The organism is Campylobacter sp. RM12654 (genome assembly GCF_020137585.1).
GTDB lineage: Bacteria > Campylobacterota > Campylobacteria > Campylobacterales > Campylobacteraceae > Campylobacter_E.
Genome location: NZ_JACGAR010000030.1, coordinates 1 through 17,781, shown reverse-complemented (window position 1 = coordinate 17,781; position 17,781 = coordinate 1). Strand labels below are relative to the sequence as shown.

Genomic DNA, 17,781 nt, shown 5'->3' with positions numbered 1-17,781 from the left:
TTTGGACTTTGCTGTAAATTAAAATGACTTATGAATAATATTCCGTGAAAAGCAATCATTAAAAATGAGAAAAAATAAAAGATAACTTTAATAAATTTTTGATTTTGTTTCATTATTAACTTATAAAACCACCAAATTAATAGTGAAAATACAATTGGTAGTAATAGTTGTAAAACTACAAATCCCCCACCGATATCTCTATCAATAAGCCCAACTCTTATAACCAAATAAAAAAATAAAATATATAAAGCTATTATAAATCTAGGATAAAGGTTCATTCCTATAAAAAATGTAAGGGCAAAAAGCGTAGGATAGGTAATAAAAAATGGCACATAAATTATAGGAATTAAAATACTAATAATTCCACTAGCTAAACCATGTAAATTATCTAAAAAATATGTTAGATATATTAAAAACTCATTCATATCCTACCTTTAAAATAAAGTTAATTTAGTAATAATACATTCTTTATCACACTAAATCAAATCAAAAATCTTAAGCAAAACAATAACTAATCTAATAACAAAATAAACACAAGCTAACTGCAAACCAAATATAACAACTTTTATAAAAGGATTGTAGTATTTGTTAAAAAATCTAAAAGCTTTATCATAGTATTTATAAAAAAATCTAAAAATATTAAAACCACACACGCCGTATTTTTTATATATTGACAATTGTTTTAGAAGTAGTTCTGTTTCTTTTACATGTTCTTTGAAAAATTCCTTCTCGCGTCTAAAAGCATCAAGCAAATCCTCATAATACCATGCACAATCATGATAAAACTTCTTTGGTATATCGTTTATCATAGTTATGTTTTCATTTTTCATAATCTCTTTACAAGTAGCATGAACAAAACTATGACTAGGATTATCGCTTACTATCACACGCACTGCACCTGATGTCTCTCGTGCAAAACGCTTTAAAAGAGTCTTATACATAATTTCAAATTCCACATAAGCTTTGTATTCTTTTGTATCATGTAATTCTTTGTTTAAGCGAGAGCTAAATATATTATAAATATCAACACACTTAAACATATCGCTTTTTAAGGTTTTTAACAAGCTTTGCTCGTCTATATCAAAAACCCTTATAAAAGCGTTTTTCAAGCTTGTATTTGTATCAATATCCAAAAACTTTAAAGCGATAGTTTTATCAATACTTCTTGTATCTTTTATATCATTTACCCCTTCGCAAAAAACTGTGTATTTATTAAAAACTCCAAGATATCTTAAATCTAAATGCTTTGCTATATAATCAAAATACCCTGTATCATCAGCAATATCCAAAATCTCGTTTGCCTCATCTAATGATAATTTTATTTGTTCTAACTTTTGTTTAGTTATCTCATCTAAAACATATATTTTTCCTCCGTAGCCTTTACAAGATAACAAAGCATCTTTTACTACGCTAAAGATTTCATCTTTGCTAAGCGGTGATTTATCTTTAATGTCTAAAACTCTACATATATAATCATACCCTATTACATTAAAGCCTTCTTTGTTATCTTTAATAGTAGAATCAAGCACTTTTATATCTAAAATCTCATAGATATAATCATACATCTCGTTTCCAATCATCTCGTGCAAATTATAATCTATCACAAGCTCTATAAAGGTATTTTGATACCACATAATATACACAGCCTTGCTAAGATAAGCATGATCAAACTCTGGGTCTTCATAATGATAGCATTCAAGCAAAAAACACTCTTTATCACTATCAAATAAAAACTTTTTTCTTTCTGGAATAGTTTTATACCTTCTATTGTAAATGTTAAAGATTTTAGATAATTTATATTTTTCATCAAGTTCTTTTGTGATTACTACATTTTCAAAAGCCATTTTTACCCCACTTTTTATAATATTTTAAAATAATACTATTTTTATATTTTAAAATCATTGTATTTTTTAAATACCTTTAAATTAAAATATAAAATATGAAAAATATCAATAAAAATATCTAAAGCATTTATTTAAATTCTACTAATTTTAAAGAATTTAAAACAAGATTTGAAAGCTAAAAAATGTAGTTAAAAATTATAGATATTTAAAATATTCATATTTATTTAAATATTGTAATTAGAAAATGTATTGTGATATTAATAATAAATAAGGGGATTATATCCCCTTATAATTAGTCGTTTTTATGAATTTGTAATTTTGCTCTTGAATAAAGTCCCGTTCCAACAGGTATCATTCTACCTAAAACAACGTTTTCTTTTAAGTCTTCTAAATAATCTACTTTACCAGTTACACTAGCTTCAGTTAATACCTTAGTAGTTTCTTGGAACGAAGCAGCTGAAATAATACTATCACTGCTAACTGACGCACGAGTAACACCCGTTAAGCGTGGTTCTGCAATAGCTGGACTTCCACCAAATTTCATAACAGCTTCGTTTTCTTCAGCAAATCTACGCTTACTTACTACATCGCCTACTATAAACTTAGTATCTCCACTATCTATAATGGTTACTTGTCTTAACATTTGTGAAATAATAATTTCTATATGTTTATCACTAATTGCAACGCCTTGTCCGCTATAAACTTGCTGAATTTCGCTAATTAAATAATGGTGTAATGCTTTCTCGCCTAATATTCTTAAAATATCATTACTTGTAATTGTTCCATCAGTTAAACGCTCACCTGCATGAACCATCTCACCATCTCTTACTTGGATTTGGCTATGGCGGTCAATCGTATGCTCAACCAAATTGCCATCAGCACCTTCTATAGTAATAACTTGACGCATACGGCTAGCTTGACCTAGTCTTACAATTCCATCAATCTCAGCTAATGTAGCAGGGTTTTTAACCTTTCTTACTTCAAATAATTCAGTAACTCTTGGAAGACCACCCGTAATATCCTTAGACTTAGTTGCTGCCTTTGGAGTTTTAGCTAGAATTTGAGCTACTTTTACCTTTTCATTATTATTTACATAAATAACGGTTTTTGATTCTAGTTGATATCTGATTGTGCTTCCATCATCTTTTGTAATCACAATAGCAGGTTTCATACTAGCAGGTAAATATTCATTAACTACTAAAGAGCTATTTCCTGTTAATTCATCAGTTTGCTCTTCAACACTAAAGCCTGGTTCAATATCTACAAAGCTTACAATACCATCACTCTCAGCTATTATAGGGTTATTATATGGATCCCATTGAGCTATTATATGGCTTTCATTACTTGCATCTGTAACTATTAAATCATTAGCGTTTTTAATTATTTCATTACTTCCAAATTCTATTTTAGATTTTCTTGGAACATAATGGCGAATAGCTTCTCTATCATTTCCATCTGAAATAATTACAAATAAACCTTTTTCATTAACTATATGACCTTTTTTAAGCTCAATTTTTTCTAAACCATCGCTTTTTTGAATGTAATAGTTTAATTTACCAACCGCATTTGCTCTAATATCTTGAGCTACTGGTGCTCCATCTTCTATTAATAATTCTGATGCGTAAGGAATACGTCTTGGAATATTATAGTCTTCTTTAATAACTTCAACTATACTTTCATTTTCAACAACTTTATCACCTTCTTTATAAGGTAAATAAAGCTTTCCTAATAAGTTTCCACTAACACCAGCTAATTCGTTGATTTTTGCAACATCGTGTTTTCTTAAAATATATTTTTGCTCTTTTTTACCTGATTTTACAACTATAGTTATATCATCGTGCGCATTAATATATGAAATACTTCCATCAAATGGAGCTTTAATCTTAGGCTCAACTAAAAGGATATTTGCATTTCTACGATTTGCGATAATTTGTTTGCCTTCATTATTTTTATAAGTTTGAACATTATAAAATCTTATGAAACCTTCTTTTTTAACTTCTACTTGTCTATCTTGCATATCAGTTGTAGCAGTTCCCCCGCTGTGGAAAGTTCTAAGTGTTAGCTGAGTTCCTGGCTCACCGATTGATTGAGCTGAAATAATACCAACAGCTTCACCAGTTTTAACTAACTTACTTTCAGCAAGGCTAATTCCGTAGCACTTAGCACAAATTCCTTTTTTAGCTTTACAAGTAATTGGAGTTCTAATTGTAACTGATTTGATATTGCTTTGAACAATACTTTTTGCTTTTACTTCATCAATTAATGTGCCTTCATTAAATAATACTTCATTGCTAATTGGATCAATAACATCATCAGCTAAAACCCTACCTATAATTCTATCGTGTAAGTTTTCAACTACAACACCATCAGCAGTAATTTCACTAACTTCTATACCTTCGTGAGTTCCACAATCATTCATAGTAATTTTCACATTTTGAGCAACATCAATTAGCTTTCTTGTTAAGTGTCCTGCACTTGCAGTCTTTAACGCAGTATCCGCAAGACCTTTTCTAGCTCCGTGAGTTGAGATAAAGTATTCAAGAACATTTAGCCCTTCTCTAAAGTTTGAAGTAATTGGTGTTTCAATAATAGAACCATCAGGTTTAGCCATAAGACCACGCATAGCTGCTAGCTGTGAAATTTGAGCCGTTGAACCCCTAGCACCTGAATCAGCCATCATATAAATTGAGTTAAATCCTGCTTTATCGTTTTTCATTAAATTAATCATATTTTTTGATAATTCATTATTAGTATTTTTCCAAATATCAATAATTTTATTGTAACGCTCACTAGCAGTGATTAGACCTTGGTTAAATGAGTTTTGGATTTCTCTTACTTTTGCTTTTGCATTTTCTATATTATCGCTCTTTTCATCAGGAACAATAATATCAGCAATAGAAATTGAAATACCAGCTTTTGTAGCGTATTCAAAACCTAAATTCTTAAGATTATCAAGGAAACTTGCACTAATTTCTAAGCCACCATTTTTATAAACATAATCAACTAATGCTCCGATATCCTTTTTCTTTAAAACCTTATTCCATAATTCTTCAGGAACAAAATCAGGTAAAATTGATTTGATAATTAAACGACCCGCGGTAGTTTTAATACTCTTACCATTTACAACTGATTTGATTGTAGCATGAATATCAAGTGAGCCTGTTTGCATAGCCATTAATACTTCATCAACACCAGTGCAAATCTTATTAGCACCTTTTGCATCTGTTTTTTCAAGCGATAGATAATAAATACCTAAAACCATATCTTGTGATGGAACTGTTATAGCTTTACCACTTGCAGGTAATAAAATATTCATTGAGCTTAGCATTAATATCTTACATTCTGCTATTGCTTCTTGGCTAAGTGGAACATGCACAGCCATTTGGTCGCCGTCAAAGTCAGCGTTAAATGCAGCACAAACTAAAGGGTGTAACTGAATAGCTTTACCTTCAACTAGCACTGGATGGAAAGCTTGAATTGAAAGCTTGTGTAGAGTTGGTGCACGGTTTAGCATTACAGGATGATCTTTTACTACTTCTTCTAAACATTCCCATACTTCGTTAGTCTTTTCGCCTATCATTTTATGAGCTTGTTTAACCGTAGTTGCATAACCTTTTTCTTCAAGTTTAGCTAATAAATGTGGTTTAAATAATTCTAAAGCCATTTGTTTAGGTAAGCCACATTGATCCATTCTAAGTTTTGGACCAACAACAATTACGCTACGACCTGAAAAGTCAACACGCTTTCCAAGTAGGTTTTGTCTAAAGCGTCCTTGCTTACCCTTGATGATTTCAGTAAGTGATTTTAGAGTTCTTTTGTTTGCACCTTTAGCTGCTCCTGTTTGTTTTCTAGCGTTATCAAACAATGAATCAACAGCTTCTTGAAGCATTCTTTTTTCGTTTCTAATAATAATTTCAGGCGCATCAAGTTCAATTAATCTTTTTAAACGAGAGTTTCTGTTAATTACACGGCGATATAAATCATTCACATCAGAAACAGCAAATTTTCCACCATCTAAAGACACCAATGGGCGTAAATCAGGTGGTAAAACAGGTAAGCATGTAATCATCATCCATTCAGGGCGATTTCCTTCTCCACTTTGAGAACTTGCTAAAAAGCTTTCTACAATTTTTAATTTTTTAATAATTGCAGGTTTTTTTGATTTTGGAGCTAGCTCGCAAGCTTCTTTTAATTCTCTTACCATATCTACTAAATCAAGTTCAGCTAATAAATCATGAATTACTTCTCCACCCATTCTAGCTTTAAAGCCAGTATCTTCATATCTTTCATTTAAAGCTTGGAATTGTTCTTCGCTGATTACGCTATATTTTGTAACTTTTTTATTATCATCATAAGTTGCAGTATGCGCATCTCCAACAGCTTCTACAATATATGCTTCATAGTATAAAACACGGCTTAAATCTTTTGTAGAAATATCTAAAAGTGTTGAAATTCTTGCAGGTATTGCATTTGAATACCAAGTATGAGCCACTGGAGTAACTAATTCAATATGACCCATTCTAGTGCGGCGAACTTTACTTGTAGTTACTTCAACTCCACATTTTTCACATTTAACGCCTTTAAAACGCATTTTTTTATATTTTCCGCAAAGGCACTCATAATCTCTAATTGGCCCAAAAATCTTAGCACAAAATAAGCCATCTCTTTCAGGCTTAAGTGTGCGATAGTTTATAGTTTCTGGTTTTTTTACTTCACCAAATGACCATGAACGAATAGCCTCAGGGCTAGCTATTTTAAACCCTATGGCATCAAATTGACTTGGTTTTTCTTCTTCGTTAAGTTGGATTTTTTTATATTTCTTATTCATCATCATTATCCTCTTTATAAATCTCAACATCTAAAGCTAAAGATTTTAGCTCGTTTGTAAGAACAAAAAATGTCTCAGGAATTCCTGCTGAAGTTACATTTTCTCCTTTTGCAAGTGCTTTATACGCTGCAAATCTTCCATCAATATCATCAGATTTAATAGTTAGCATTTCTCTTAAAGTATGTGCTGCACCATAAGCTTCTAATGCCCAAACTTCCATCTCTCCAAATCTTTGACCTCCGAATAATGCTTTACCACCAACAGGTTGTTGTGTAACAAGGCTATATGGACCTGTACTTCTTGCGTGAACTTTCTCATCTACTAAGTGGTGAAGTTTAAGCATATACATAACGCCCACATTTACACGCTCTTTCATCTTTTCGCCTGTGCGACCATCGTATAGCTCACTTTTGCCATCCATATCTATTCTAGCCATTTCAAATAGCTTTTTAAATTCTTCTGCAGTTACACCTTCAAAAACAGGAGCTCCAAATTTAACGCCCTTACTCCAATCTCTTGCGTGGCGAATAAACTCATCATCGCTCATATCTTTTAGATATACCTTAGCATCCATTAATCTTGAAATATCGCAAATATCAATCATTTTTTGGCGTAATTCTTTAATAAAATCAGCTCTTTTTGCATCAAATATTTCTTGAATTTGTTCTCCTAGTCTAAGTCCTACTAAACCTAAATGGCTTTCTAGAATTTGACCTATATTCATACGGCTTGGAACACCTAGTGGATTTAAAACAATATCAACAGGTCTTCCATCAGGTAAATAAGGCATATCAACTTCAGGAACTATGCAAGAAACTATACCTTTATTTCCGTGACGACCTGCCATTTTATCCCCAACTTTTAACTTACGCTTAGTTGCTATATAAACTTTTACAAGTTTTACTATACCATTTTGTAAAATATCATCTTTTTCTAATATTTCTAATTTTTCATCATGTTCTTGTTTTAAAGCTTTTTTCTCATTTTGGAAATGATTTTTTAAATTCTCATAATAAGCTTGCACATCTTTAGGATAAGCTTTAATAATACTTCCAATAGCAAAACGATTTAAATTAGATAAATCATCTTCTTTTACGATTTCACCTTTTTTATAAGATGTTCCGCCTATAGTTTCAGCTTTTTCTAAAGGAGTTTCTTTTAATAATTTAGCAATCTTTAGATTTTCTTCTCTATCCATCATTAATAATCTATCATGATAGTCTTTTTCTAATACTAAGCGTTCAGCGTCTTGAGCTGCTTTTGCACGAGCATCTTTTTCATGACCTTTTTTTGTAAATACTTTTACATCAATTACAACGCCTTCAACACTAGCACCTGCGTATAAAGATTTATTAACTACATGACCTGCTTTTTCTCCGAAAATCGCTCTTAATAATCTCTCTTCAGGAGTTGGTTTTACTTCACCTTTAGGAGAAACTTTACCTACTAAAATCATACCAGGTTTTACATGCGTTCCGATTCTTACAATACCGCTTTCATCTAAATGTGCTATATCTTCATCTTTTACATTCGGAATATCACGAGTAATTTCTTCAACGCCATCTTTTAATTCACGAGCTTCTATTTCTTTTTCATAAACATGAACACTAGTAAATGCGTCTTCACGAATCATTTTTTCGCTCATTACAATAGCATCTTCGTAGTTGTAACCATTCCAAGGCATAAATGCAATTAAAGCATTTTTACCAATAGCAAGCTCTCCTTGATCCATAGAAGGGCCATCTGCAATTACTTGTCCTACTTTTACTATATCGCCTTTTCTTACAATTGGTTTTTGAGAAAATGTTGTATTTTGGTTTGTTCTTAAGTTTTTTTCTAGTTTGTAATGGTCTATATATAAACCATTATCATCTTCGCCTAATATAAATATATTATTGCTATCAACTTTTTCTACTTTACCTGAACGCTTAGCTTTGATTGCTTCCCACGCATCTCTTGCTACTACTCTTTCCATACCTGTTCCAACTATTGGAGCAGTAGCAGTAAGCAATGGAACTGCTTGACGTTGCATGTTTGAACCCATTAGTGCACGGTTTGCGTCATTGTGTTCTAGGAAAGGAATTAACGAAGCTGCAAGCCCAACGATAGCCCCTGAAGTAAGGTCAATAAGTCCTACATCTTCGCGTTTTGCTAGTATCGTTTCTCCATCTATTCTAGCTTCAATTAAATCATCAACAATATTTCCATTTTCATCTACTTTAGTAGAAGCTGGTGCAATACAAATTCCTTCTTCTTGAGTAGCTGTTAAATACACGATTTCATCGCTTATTTTACCATCTACAACTTTTCTATAAGGAGCTTCAACAAAACCTAAATCATTAACTTTTGCATAAGTTGAAAGCGAGTTAATAAGACCGATATTTTGACCTTCTGGAGTTTCAACAGGACAAATTCTTCCATAATGAGTTGTGTGAACATCACGAGCTTCAAAACTTGCTCTTTCTTTTACTAAACCACCCTCACCTAAAGCCGATAATCTTCTTTTATGTGTAACTTCACTAAGTGGATTTGTTTGATCCATAAATTGTGATAATTGACCACCCGTAAAGAAATCAAGTAGTGTAGAAGTAATCATTTTTGAATTCACTAAATCACTTGGCATTAATTCTTCAATAGGAGTAGTAATTGAGCTTAATTTATCTTTAATACCTTTTTGAATTTTTGCAAAACCTATGTGTAATTCATTAGTTAATAACTCACCAATAGCTCTAATTCTTCTATTTCCTAAATGGTCTCTATCATCTAAATATCCACGACCTGATTTAATTCTGTAAAGATATTGAATAGTTTTTACTATATCTTCTCTAGTTAAAACGGTTACATATTCAGGAACATCAAGTCCTAATTTGTGGTTCATTTTCATACGACCAACTCTTGTTATATCGTATCTTTCAGGGTTAAATAACATATCTAAAATATAAGTTTTTGCTGCTTCTAAAACAACAGGATCACCTGGTCTTAATACTCTAAATATTTTAGCTATTGCAAATTCTTCTTCATTTTCATAATTTTCTGAACGCTTAAATGATTTAAACATATCTAAATCATTTTGAAGAGTTTTTAACATTGAATCATCAATTCCTGAACCAACATCATTAGCTATTTTAAAATCACTACCATTATGAACTAAAGCAATTAGCTTATCTTCATCAAGCATTGTAAGAGTATCAAATAATAATTCCCCAGTATTTTTATCATATACAGGCTCTGCTAATTGACGATTAGCTAAAATATCAACAGGATATTCTATTAATTTTAAACCTGATTCTTCAAGTTCTTTAATTTTTCTTTTAGTTAATTTCTTACCTGCTTCGTGAACAACTTCACCTTTTTCATTAATTAAATCAAATTCAACTCTATCGCCTATAGCATTAATATCAAATTTTGTATAGAATTTATGTTTTTTTAGTGTTATTGTTTGAATTGGATAAAATAATTGAATAATATCTTCTTTGCTATATCCTAATACTCTTAGTAAAAGTGTTGCTTGGAATTTTCTTCTTTTATTAATTCTTGCATATAAAATATTTTTTGAATCAAATTCAAAATAAATCCAAGCTCCTCTATCAGGTATAATTTGGCTAGAATAAAGTAATTTATTACCTTCTTCGCTTTCTTTAAAAATAACACCTGGACTTCTATGAAGCTGATTTACAACTACTCTTTCAACCCCATTGATAACGAAAGAAACTCTATCTGTCATTAAAGGTATATCACGAATAGTAATATCTTGTTCTTTTATATCTTTAATTCCAATTTTTTCACCAGTTTTTTCATCTCTATCATATAACGTCAAGCGAATTTTTGCACGCAAGTTAGCTGCATACGTAAGACCTCTTTCCATACACTCTCTTACTGTGTATTTAGGCTTTACAAATTCACAAGATACGTAATCTAAACTTAATCTATTTTGAGAATCACTAACAGGAAAAAAAGATTTAAAAACTTTTTCTATACCACTTTCCCTGTCTTCATTACCAATATTTAAAAAATAATCAAAGCTTTTTTGCTGTAATTGTAATAGATTTGGAATCTCAATTTGCTGTGGAACGTTTGAAAAATCCACCCTTAATCTGTTTCCTGAATGTAAGCTATTTAACATATATGTACCTCTTGGTAAGTTTTGAAAGAATAGTTTTGTTGTAAAAACAACACAATACAAAAATAGCCCTAAAAATAGGGCTAAATAAATTATTTAAGTTCAACCTTAGCGCCAGCTTCTTCAAGTTGTTTTTTAGCTTCTTCAGCATCTGCTTTGCTAACACCTTCTTTTAATGTTGATGGAGTACCTTCAACAGCATCTTTAGCTTCTTTTAAGCCTAATCCTGTTAATGCACGTACTACTTTAATAACATTAATTTTGTTAGCACCTGAATCTACTAACACAACGTTAAATTCTGTTTTTTCTTCTTCAGCAGCAGCTGCAGCACCACCTACAGCACCAGCAACCATTACAGGAGCTGCACTAACACCAAATTTTTCTTCAAATTCTTTAACTAATTCAGATAGTTCTAAAACACTTAGATTTGAGATATATTCTAATACATCTTGTTTTGTAATTGCCATTTTTTATCCTTTATAAAATTATTCTTGTTCTTTTTTTTCTTTAAGTGCATTTAAACCGATTGTGAAATTTTGAATCGGCGCATTCCAAACTTGCAATAACATAGCAAGTAACTCTTCACGAGATGGCATTTTAGATAATGCAGTAATTTTATTAGCATCTGCAACTTCACCATCTATGTGACCAAACTTAACTTCAAACGCATTATTTTTTTCAGCAAATTTAGCTGCTACTTTTGTAACTGCTAACGCGTCTTCTCCCCAAAGATAAATATTTGTATCTTTAAGTGTTAAACCATTTTTGCCTGATTTTTCTAAAGCAATACTAGCTAAAGTATTTTTAATAACTTCTACTTTAACATTAGCAACTCTTGCAGAATCACGTAATACTTCTAATTGCTTAGTAATAATACCTTTATAATTACAAACAACAACAGCATTGTTTGTTGTAAATTCATCAGAAAGTCTAGCTATTAGTTCTTCTTTTTGGTTTCTTGTCATCTTTTCTCCTTTCCGATTTATGATTTAAGCAGAGAGACAAAAGTCAATTAAGTAATAAACCTCGGCTGTCACAAATCAAATTTTTATTTAAATTCTTTACGCAAAAAAACTAAAATAAAAATTTGAAAAAGAATAGCTATATTTTTAACATAAAAAGTTTAAAAAATAGCTATTCATAGAAAAAATTATTTTAAATCTAATAATTCTTGAGTTTCAAGTTTTAAACCTGGACTCATTGTTAAAGATAGAGTTGCACTCTTAATATATCTACCTTTTGCAGTTGCAGGTTTGTGTTTATTAATTGCTTTTACAAAAGCACTAACGTTATTTAATAATTTTTCTTCAGAAAAACTAACTTTACCTAAACCAGCATGAATATTTCCTTGTTTATCTACACGGAAATTAACTTGTCCTGACTTAGCATTTTTAACAGCTTGAGCTACATCCATAGTAACTGTTCCTGTTTTAGGATTTGGCATTAAACCTTTAGGTCCTAAAATACGGCCAACTTTACCAACTAGCCCCATTAAATTTGGAGTTGCTATTAATACATCAAAATTAATATTACCTTTTTGAATTTCTTCTACTAAATCATCATCACCAACAATATCAGCTCCTGCTGCTTTTGCTTCATCAGCTTTAATATCTTTTGCAATTACAGCTACACGAACCTTTTTGCCAGTTCCTTCTGGTAATACTACTGAACCTCTTACCATTTGATCAGCATGTCTTGGATCAACATTTAATTTCATTGCTATTTCAACGGTTTCATCAAATTTAGCTGATGATAAAGTTTTAATAACTTTAATACCATCATTTAGTGAATATTCTTTTGTTAAATCAACTTTTTTTAATAATTCTTGAATTCTTTTTGCTTTTTTTGCCATATTTTTCTCCGCATTTTTTAAAGTGCTTCCGCCTTAACCCGGCGGTTAGGTTCTTATTAATCTACTACTTCAACACCCATTGATCTAGCAGAACCTGCAATAATCTTAGCAGCTTGCTCACGATCTTTTGTATTTAAGTCAGCAATTTTTCTATCAACAATTTCAAGTATTTGAGCTTTTGTTAGCTTACCTACTTTATTTTTTAAAGGATTATCAGTTCCTTTTGAAATACCTGCAGCCTTTTTAATTAAATCTGTAGCAGGTGGTTGTTTTGTTATAAATGTAAAACTTTTATCAGCATATACTGTTATAACTACTGGAATATTATATCCCGCCATATCTTTTGTACGCTCATTGAAAGCCTTACAAAATTCCATAATATTAACACCTTGTTGTCCTAAAGCAGGTCCTACTGGTGGTGATGGATTTGCCTTTGTTGCAGCTATTTGTAATTTAATTTCCCCAACAACTTTTTTAGCCATAATGACTCCTTAATTTATTAAATAATTTTTTCTACTTGTGAATATAGTATTTCAACTGGCGTACTTCTTCCAAAAATTGAAACATTAAGTTTTAAAGTACCCCTAACCATATCGTATTCTTCTACAATACCTGTAAAATTCGCAAATGAGCCTTCAGTAATCCTAACACTTTCTCCATTTTCAAAGAAAATTTTAGGTCTTGGAGCTTTTTTATTATTAGCTTTTTCTAAAATCAAATTAACATCCTTCTCACTTAAAGGAGTAGGTTTTTTAGATTCTCCAATAAATCTTCCAACTTTAGGCAATTTTTGAATTTTATGCCATAACTCTATATCTAAATCAATGTTTGCAAAAACATAGCTAGAATATAAACATTTTGCTGTAATTTTCTGTTTTCCATTCTTACCTGTTTCAATAACATCTTCTGTAGGAACTAAAACTTCTTTTAATCTATCAGAAATTCCATTTTCATAACATAATTTCTCAATAGCTCTTTTTACAGCCATTTCGCTACCTGCGTAAGTCTGAATTGCATACCATTTAAAATTCATCTCGCGCCCTTATAAAATACTCTTTAATGAAAAAGACATAATAAAATCAACAAAAGCTAAAAATAAAGAAATAACGGTAACTACAACAACTACCGTAATAAAAGCATTTTTTACTTGTCCTTTAGTTGGAAAAAATACTTTTGCTAACTCAGCTTTTGATAACTTAAAATAATTTATTAATTTTTCCATTTTAAAACCTTTAATTGGCAGGGCAAGAGGGATTCGAACCCCCAACCATCGGATTTGGAATCCGGCGCTCTACCGTTGGAGCTATTGCCCTAAAATTAGCTTTTTAACTTAACTTCTTTATGAACTGTATGTTTTCTTAATCTTGGGCAATACTTTTTAAGTTCTAACTTTTCAGTAGTATTCTTTGAATTTTTAAACGTACTATAATTAATATCGCCTGTTTCTTCGCATTTTAAACCAATTTTAATTCTCATAACATTTCCTTTTAGTTTTTAGAGTAGGTATAAAACCTACTCATTTAAATTACTTAATAATTTTTGATACAACACCTGAACCAACTGTTCTACCACCTTCACGGATAGCAAAACGAGTACCTTCTTCAAGTGCAACTGGTTGAATTAATGATACAGTAATTCTTACGTTATCACCAGGCATAACCATTTCTGTGCCTTCTGCTAACTGAATAGAACCTGTAACGTCAGTTGTCCTTACATAGAACTGTGGTCTATAGTTATTAAAGAATGGAGTATGTCTACCACCTTCTTCTTTAGTTAAGATATAAACTTCAGCTTCAAAGTCTGTATGTGGAGTAATAGTTTTTGGTTTAGCAAGAACCATACCACGAATAACATCTTCTTTTTTTGTTCCGCGTAGTAATACACCTACGTTATCACCAGCTTCACCTTGCTCCATTTCTTTTCTAAACATTTCAACACCAGTAACTGTTGTTGTTTGAGTATCTCTAATACCAACGATTTCGATAGTATCTCCAACTTTAACGATACCTTTTTCAATACGTCCTGTTACAACTGTACCACGACCTGAAATTGAGAATACGTCTTCAATTGGCATTAAGAAATCTTTGTCAGTATCACGAACTGGAGTTGGGATATAGCTATCTACTTGAGCCATTAGCTCTAAAATTTTAGCTGACCATTCGCCATCTTTACCAGCTTTTGCTTCTTCTAAAGCTTGTAAAGCTGAACCAGATACGATTGGAGTGTCATCGCCTGGGAAATCATATGAACTTAATAATTCTCTAATTTCCATTTCAACTAGTTCTAATAATTCAGCATCATCAACCATATCAGCTTTGTTCATAAATACTACGATATATGGAACACCAACTTGGCGTGATAATAGAATATGTTCTCTAGTTTGTGGCATTGGGCCGTCTGCTGCTGAAACAACAAGAATAGCGCCATCCATTTGTGCAGCACCTGTAATCATGTTTTTAACATAGTCTGCGTGGCCTGGGCAGTCTACGTGAGCGTAGTGACGATTTTCAGTCTCATACTCAATATGAGAAGTAGCAATTGTAATACCTCTTTCTTTTTCTTCTGGAGCATTATCAATATTATCATAATCTTTAAGCTCTGCAAGACCTTTTCTTGATAAAACAGCTGAAATAGCAGCAGTTAAAGTAGTTTTACCGTGGTCAACGTGACCAATTGTTCCGATATTCACGTGTGGTTTATTACGTGAGAATTTTTCCTTTGCCATAATACTTCCTCCGTATTAATAAAATTAATTACTAGTCTAAAATTATTACCTTTTTGAATAAATGGAGCTCATAGTGGGACTTGAACCCACGACCTCTCCCTTACCAAGGGAGTGCTCTACCTCTGAGCCATACGAGCGCTCAGAAAAATTATAACTTTAGACAACAAATACACTAAAACTTAAACTATTTTTGGAAAAACTTGTGAAGCGATAAAAATTACAGCTCCCAGTTCTTGCAAAAAAGTTGGAGCGGGAAACGAGACTCGAACTCGCGACCCTCAGCTTGGAAGGCTGATGCTCTAGCCAACTGAGCTATTCCCGCATCTATAATGGTGGTGAGTCGTGGATTCGAACCACGGAAGGCAAAGCCAGCAGATTTACAGTCTGCCCTCGTTGGCCACTTGAGTAACTCACCTTTATTTATAAAAATAAAGCCTTTTTTGTTCTGGTCAAACACTGCTAAAAATAAAATGGAGCTGGTTAAGGGACTTGAACCCCCGACCTGCTGCTTACAAGGCAGCTGCTCTACCAACTGAGCTAAACCAGCATAAATCAAAAATGAAAGACGGCATTATATGTAAAAATTTTTCATTTGTCAAGAGTAAGTTATAATTTTTTTAAAAAAAGGAGCAATATGAAAATTTTGTTTTCACCAAGTGAAGAAAAAATAAATAGCTTAAATGCTTGTAATGTAGATGAATTAAAGATATTTTTTACTAATTTAAATTTAGACAATCTCTCAATAAAATCTCAATTTAGAAAATCATATATAAAGGAATATATAAATCATTTTGATAATTTAGAATTAATTTTTGGTGTTAAAAATACCCAAAATATATTAAATAATTTCTCTAATAAATTATATAAAGCAATAATTTTATACCAAGGAGTTAGCTATAAAGAATTAGATTACAATAGCTTAAGTAATGAAGAAAAAACATATATTGATGATAATGTAATTATATTTTCCAACCTTTTTGGACCTATTCTTGCAAATGATGAGATACCATTTTATAAACTCAAACAAGGGGTGAAATTAAACAAAATCAACCAAGCTAAAGAATATTTAAAAGATACAAAAAATAATCTAAATGAAATAATAAAAGAATTTGCAATTGACCTTAGAGCTGATATTTATAAAGACTATTATCAAATTCAAATTCCACACGCAACTTTTATTTTTATGAAAAATAATAAGCAATTATCTCATAGCTCAAAAGTCTATCGTGGCAGGGTTTTAAGGCTATTAGCACAAAATAATATTACTAATATTAAAGAATTATCTAATATGATTTATACTAATTTTTCTGTAATAAATATAGAAAATATAGAAAATAAAACAATATTTTATATTGATATAAAGGATTAAAATGGGAAGCTTGTATTTACTAGTTATACTAATCGTATTTTTACTGATAGCATTTTTAATTACGCAATATTTCAACGCAAGAATAAATCTATTAAAACAAAAAATATCAGTAATTGATGATAAATTAAACGAAGCAATGAAGCTAATAGAAAGAAATAGATTATTAATAGAAGATAATAAAGAAAATATATTAGCTCAAAAAAAAGCTAGAAAGGACGAAGAATGAATTATTTGCACTTATTAAAAACTCGTTTTGCTTGTAAAGAATTTAATAACGAAAAAGTTTCTCAAGCAAAAATCAATACTATTTTAGAAGCTGGAGTTTTAAGCCCTAGCTCATTAGGGCTTGAGCCTTGGACTTTTTATGTTTTACAAAGTCCTGAAAACATTAAAAAATTAAAACAATTTTGTAATTCTAAAAGACAATTTGAAACTTGTGCTTTTGCTGTAATTGTAGCTGCAAAAAATAATTTTGACCCAAAGGGTAGCGTAGTTCAAAATGCACTTAAAAGAAGAGAAGATTTTGATAAAGTTTATGAATTATATTCGCCTTATCTAAAGCGTTTAGAAACTAGAAACGCTCACGAATATGGAGCTTTACAATGCTATATAGCAGCGACAAATATGGTAAATTGCGCTCATACTTTAGGCGTTGATTCTTGCATTATCGGTGGATACGACGAAGCACCGATTAATGAAGAATTTTTACCAAAAGATGAGTTTTGCGCTTTGGTTTTAACTTTTGGTTATAGAGCAAACGGACAACCAAAACATAAAAAAATGAGATTTTCGTTTAACGAAAAAGTAAAATTTATATAAGCATTCTATCTTCAAAATAAATTACATTTTATACACTAGCCTTTTTAGGCTAGTAAATCCAAAATTATTTTTTATTATTTGGATTTAATTGAGCACCACGATTTCCATGAACTTTTGCGTGAGCTGGGTTTTGACCTGAAGTGCCTTTATTAGCATTAGCTTGATTTGCTTTATGGTTTGCATTAGCATTATTCATAATATCTCCTTTCATAAAATACTTTATT

At 31.1% G+C, this 17,781-nt stretch carries 15 protein-coding genes and 5 tRNA genes; 3 read left to right on the top strand and 17 right to left on the bottom strand.

Annotation, left to right across the window (positions count from 1 at the left end):
* The 17 genes from AVBRAN12654_RS08520 to AVBRAN12654_RS08440 all read right to left on the bottom strand — a co-directional run.
* Window positions 1-425, bottom strand: a 425-nt coding sequence (locus tag AVBRAN12654_RS08520) for a hypothetical protein (RefSeq protein WP_336614296.1), incomplete at its 3' end; no start/stop codon positions are given.
* Between the two features lie 51 nt (window positions 426-476).
* Window positions 477-1,844, bottom strand: coding sequence for a hypothetical protein (locus tag AVBRAN12654_RS08515; RefSeq protein WP_336614295.1), 1,368 nt, complete (start codon window positions 1,842-1,844; stop codon window positions 477-479).
* Between the two features lie 292 nt (window positions 1,845-2,136).
* Entirely contained in the window at window positions 2,137-6,675 is a 4,539-nt protein-coding gene (rpoC, locus tag AVBRAN12654_RS08510) for a DNA-directed RNA polymerase subunit beta' (protein ID WP_442862322.1), read from the bottom strand.
* Entirely contained in the window at window positions 6,665-10,795 is a 4,131-nt protein-coding gene (gene rpoB / locus AVBRAN12654_RS08505) for a DNA-directed RNA polymerase subunit beta (RefSeq protein WP_214119982.1), read from the bottom strand. Before rpoB ends, rpoC begins: the two co-directional genes overlap by 11 nt.
* A gap of 89 nt (window positions 10,796-10,884) precedes the next feature.
* Window positions 10,885-11,259 carry a 50S ribosomal protein L7/L12 gene (gene rplL, locus AVBRAN12654_RS08500; protein WP_214118192.1) on the bottom strand — a complete coding sequence of 125 codons (375 nt, stop codon included), beginning with the start codon at window positions 11,257-11,259 and terminating at the stop codon, window positions 10,885-10,887.
* An 18-nt stretch (window positions 11,260-11,277) separates the two neighbouring features.
* Entirely contained in the window at window positions 11,278-11,757 is a 480-nt protein-coding gene (gene rplJ / locus AVBRAN12654_RS08495) for a 50S ribosomal protein L10 (protein ID WP_214118194.1), read from the bottom strand.
* A 185-nt stretch (window positions 11,758-11,942) separates the two neighbouring features.
* Window positions 11,943-12,644, bottom strand: a complete 702-nt coding sequence (gene rplA / locus AVBRAN12654_RS08490; protein ID WP_214118196.1) for a 50S ribosomal protein L1 — start codon at window positions 12,642-12,644, stop codon at window positions 11,943-11,945.
* Between the two features lie 56 nt (window positions 12,645-12,700).
* Window positions 12,701-13,126, bottom strand: a complete 426-nt coding sequence (gene rplK, locus AVBRAN12654_RS08485) for a 50S ribosomal protein L11 (protein WP_214118198.1) — start codon at window positions 13,124-13,126, stop codon at window positions 12,701-12,703.
* Window positions 13,127-13,143: 17 nt separating this feature from the next.
* Entirely contained in the window at window positions 13,144-13,677 is a 534-nt protein-coding gene (nusG, locus tag AVBRAN12654_RS08480) for a transcription termination/antitermination protein NusG (protein ID WP_214118200.1), read from the bottom strand.
* A gap of 9 nt (window positions 13,678-13,686) precedes the next feature.
* The gene (gene secE / locus AVBRAN12654_RS08475) at window positions 13,687-13,866 is read right to left on the bottom strand and encodes a preprotein translocase subunit SecE (protein ID WP_214118201.1); all 180 of its coding nucleotides are present in this window, start codon (window positions 13,864-13,866) and stop codon (window positions 13,687-13,689) included.
* 15 nt (window positions 13,867-13,881) lie between these two features.
* Window positions 13,882-13,957, bottom strand: a tRNA-Trp gene (locus tag AVBRAN12654_RS08470).
* Between the two features lie 4 nt (window positions 13,958-13,961).
* Complete coding sequence (gene rpmG / locus AVBRAN12654_RS08465; protein WP_214118203.1) at window positions 13,962-14,120, bottom strand: 50S ribosomal protein L33; 159 nt, start codon at window positions 14,118-14,120, stop codon at window positions 13,962-13,964.
* A 49-nt stretch (window positions 14,121-14,169) separates the two neighbouring features.
* The gene (gene tuf / locus AVBRAN12654_RS08460; RefSeq protein WP_214118205.1) at window positions 14,170-15,369 is read right to left on the bottom strand and encodes an elongation factor Tu; all 1,200 of its coding nucleotides are present in this window, start codon (window positions 15,367-15,369) and stop codon (window positions 14,170-14,172) included.
* Window positions 15,370-15,431: 62 nt separating this feature from the next.
* Window positions 15,432-15,506: transfer RNA gene (locus AVBRAN12654_RS08455), tRNA-Thr, on the bottom strand.
* 108 nt (window positions 15,507-15,614) lie between these two features.
* A tRNA-Gly gene (locus AVBRAN12654_RS08450) sits at window positions 15,615-15,691 on the bottom strand.
* Between the two features lie 8 nt (window positions 15,692-15,699).
* Window positions 15,700-15,784: transfer RNA gene (locus AVBRAN12654_RS08445), tRNA-Tyr, on the bottom strand.
* Window positions 15,785-15,840: 56 nt separating this feature from the next.
* Window positions 15,841-15,916 (bottom strand) — tRNA-Thr (locus AVBRAN12654_RS08440).
* Between the two features lie 87 nt (window positions 15,917-16,003).
* Between AVBRAN12654_RS08440 and yaaA the strand changes: the two genes are divergently transcribed.
* The 3 genes from yaaA to AVBRAN12654_RS08425 are packed head-to-tail and all read left to right on the top strand — an operon-like array spanning window position 16,004 to window position 17,557.
* The gene (gene yaaA, locus AVBRAN12654_RS08435) at window positions 16,004-16,738 is read left to right on the top strand and encodes a peroxide stress protein YaaA (protein WP_336614293.1); all 735 of its coding nucleotides are present in this window, start codon (window positions 16,004-16,006) and stop codon (window positions 16,736-16,738) included.
* Window position 16,739: 1 nt separating this feature from the next.
* Window positions 16,740-16,964: a hypothetical protein gene (locus AVBRAN12654_RS08430; RefSeq protein WP_214118209.1), complete on the top strand. Its 225-nt coding sequence runs from the start codon at window positions 16,740-16,742 to the stop codon at window positions 16,962-16,964.
* Window positions 16,961-17,557, top strand: coding sequence for an NAD(P)H-dependent oxidoreductase (locus tag AVBRAN12654_RS08425; protein WP_336614292.1), 597 nt, complete (start codon window positions 16,961-16,963; stop codon window positions 17,555-17,557). The genes AVBRAN12654_RS08430 and AVBRAN12654_RS08425 overlap by 4 nt, the downstream gene beginning before the upstream one ends.
* Window positions 17,558-17,781: the final 224 nt, after the last annotated feature.

Coding starts and splice junctions, on each gene's coding strand:
- AVBRAN12654_RS08515 (WP_336614295.1), bottom strand. CDS start 1,844: ATGGCTTTTGAAAATGTAGTAATCACAAAAGAACTTGATGAAAAATAT.
- rpoC (WP_442862322.1), bottom strand. CDS start 6,675: ATGATGAATAAGAAATATAAAAAAATCCAACTTAACGAAGAAGAAAAA.
- rpoB (WP_214119982.1), bottom strand. CDS start 10,795: ATGTTAAATAGCTTACATTCAGGAAACAGATTAAGGGTGGATTTTTCA.
- rplL (WP_214118192.1), bottom strand. CDS start 11,259: ATGGCAATTACAAAACAAGATGTATTAGAATATATCTCAAATCTAAGT.
- rplJ (WP_214118194.1), bottom strand. CDS start 11,757: ATGACAAGAAACCAAAAAGAAGAACTAATAGCTAGACTTTCTGATGAA.
- rplA (WP_214118196.1), bottom strand. CDS start 12,644: ATGGCAAAAAAAGCAAAAAGAATTCAAGAATTATTAAAAAAAGTTGAT.
- rplK (WP_214118198.1), bottom strand. CDS start 13,126: ATGGCTAAAAAAGTTGTTGGGGAAATTAAATTACAAATAGCTGCAACA.
- nusG (WP_214118200.1), bottom strand. CDS start 13,677: ATGAATTTTAAATGGTATGCAATTCAGACTTACGCAGGTAGCGAAATG.
- secE (WP_214118201.1), bottom strand. CDS start 13,866: ATGGAAAAATTAATAAATTATTTTAAGTTATCAAAAGCTGAGTTAGCA.
- rpmG (WP_214118203.1), bottom strand. CDS start 14,120: ATGAGAATTAAAATTGGTTTAAAATGCGAAGAAACAGGCGATATTAAT.
- tuf (WP_214118205.1), bottom strand. CDS start 15,369: ATGGCAAAGGAAAAATTCTCACGTAATAAACCACACGTGAATATCGGA.
- yaaA (WP_336614293.1), top strand. CDS start 16,004: ATGAAAATTTTGTTTTCACCAAGTGAAGAAAAAATAAATAGCTTAAAT.
- AVBRAN12654_RS08430 (WP_214118209.1), top strand. CDS start 16,740: ATGGGAAGCTTGTATTTACTAGTTATACTAATCGTATTTTTACTGATA.
- AVBRAN12654_RS08425 (WP_336614292.1), top strand. CDS start 16,961: ATGAATTATTTGCACTTATTAAAAACTCGTTTTGCTTGTAAAGAATTT.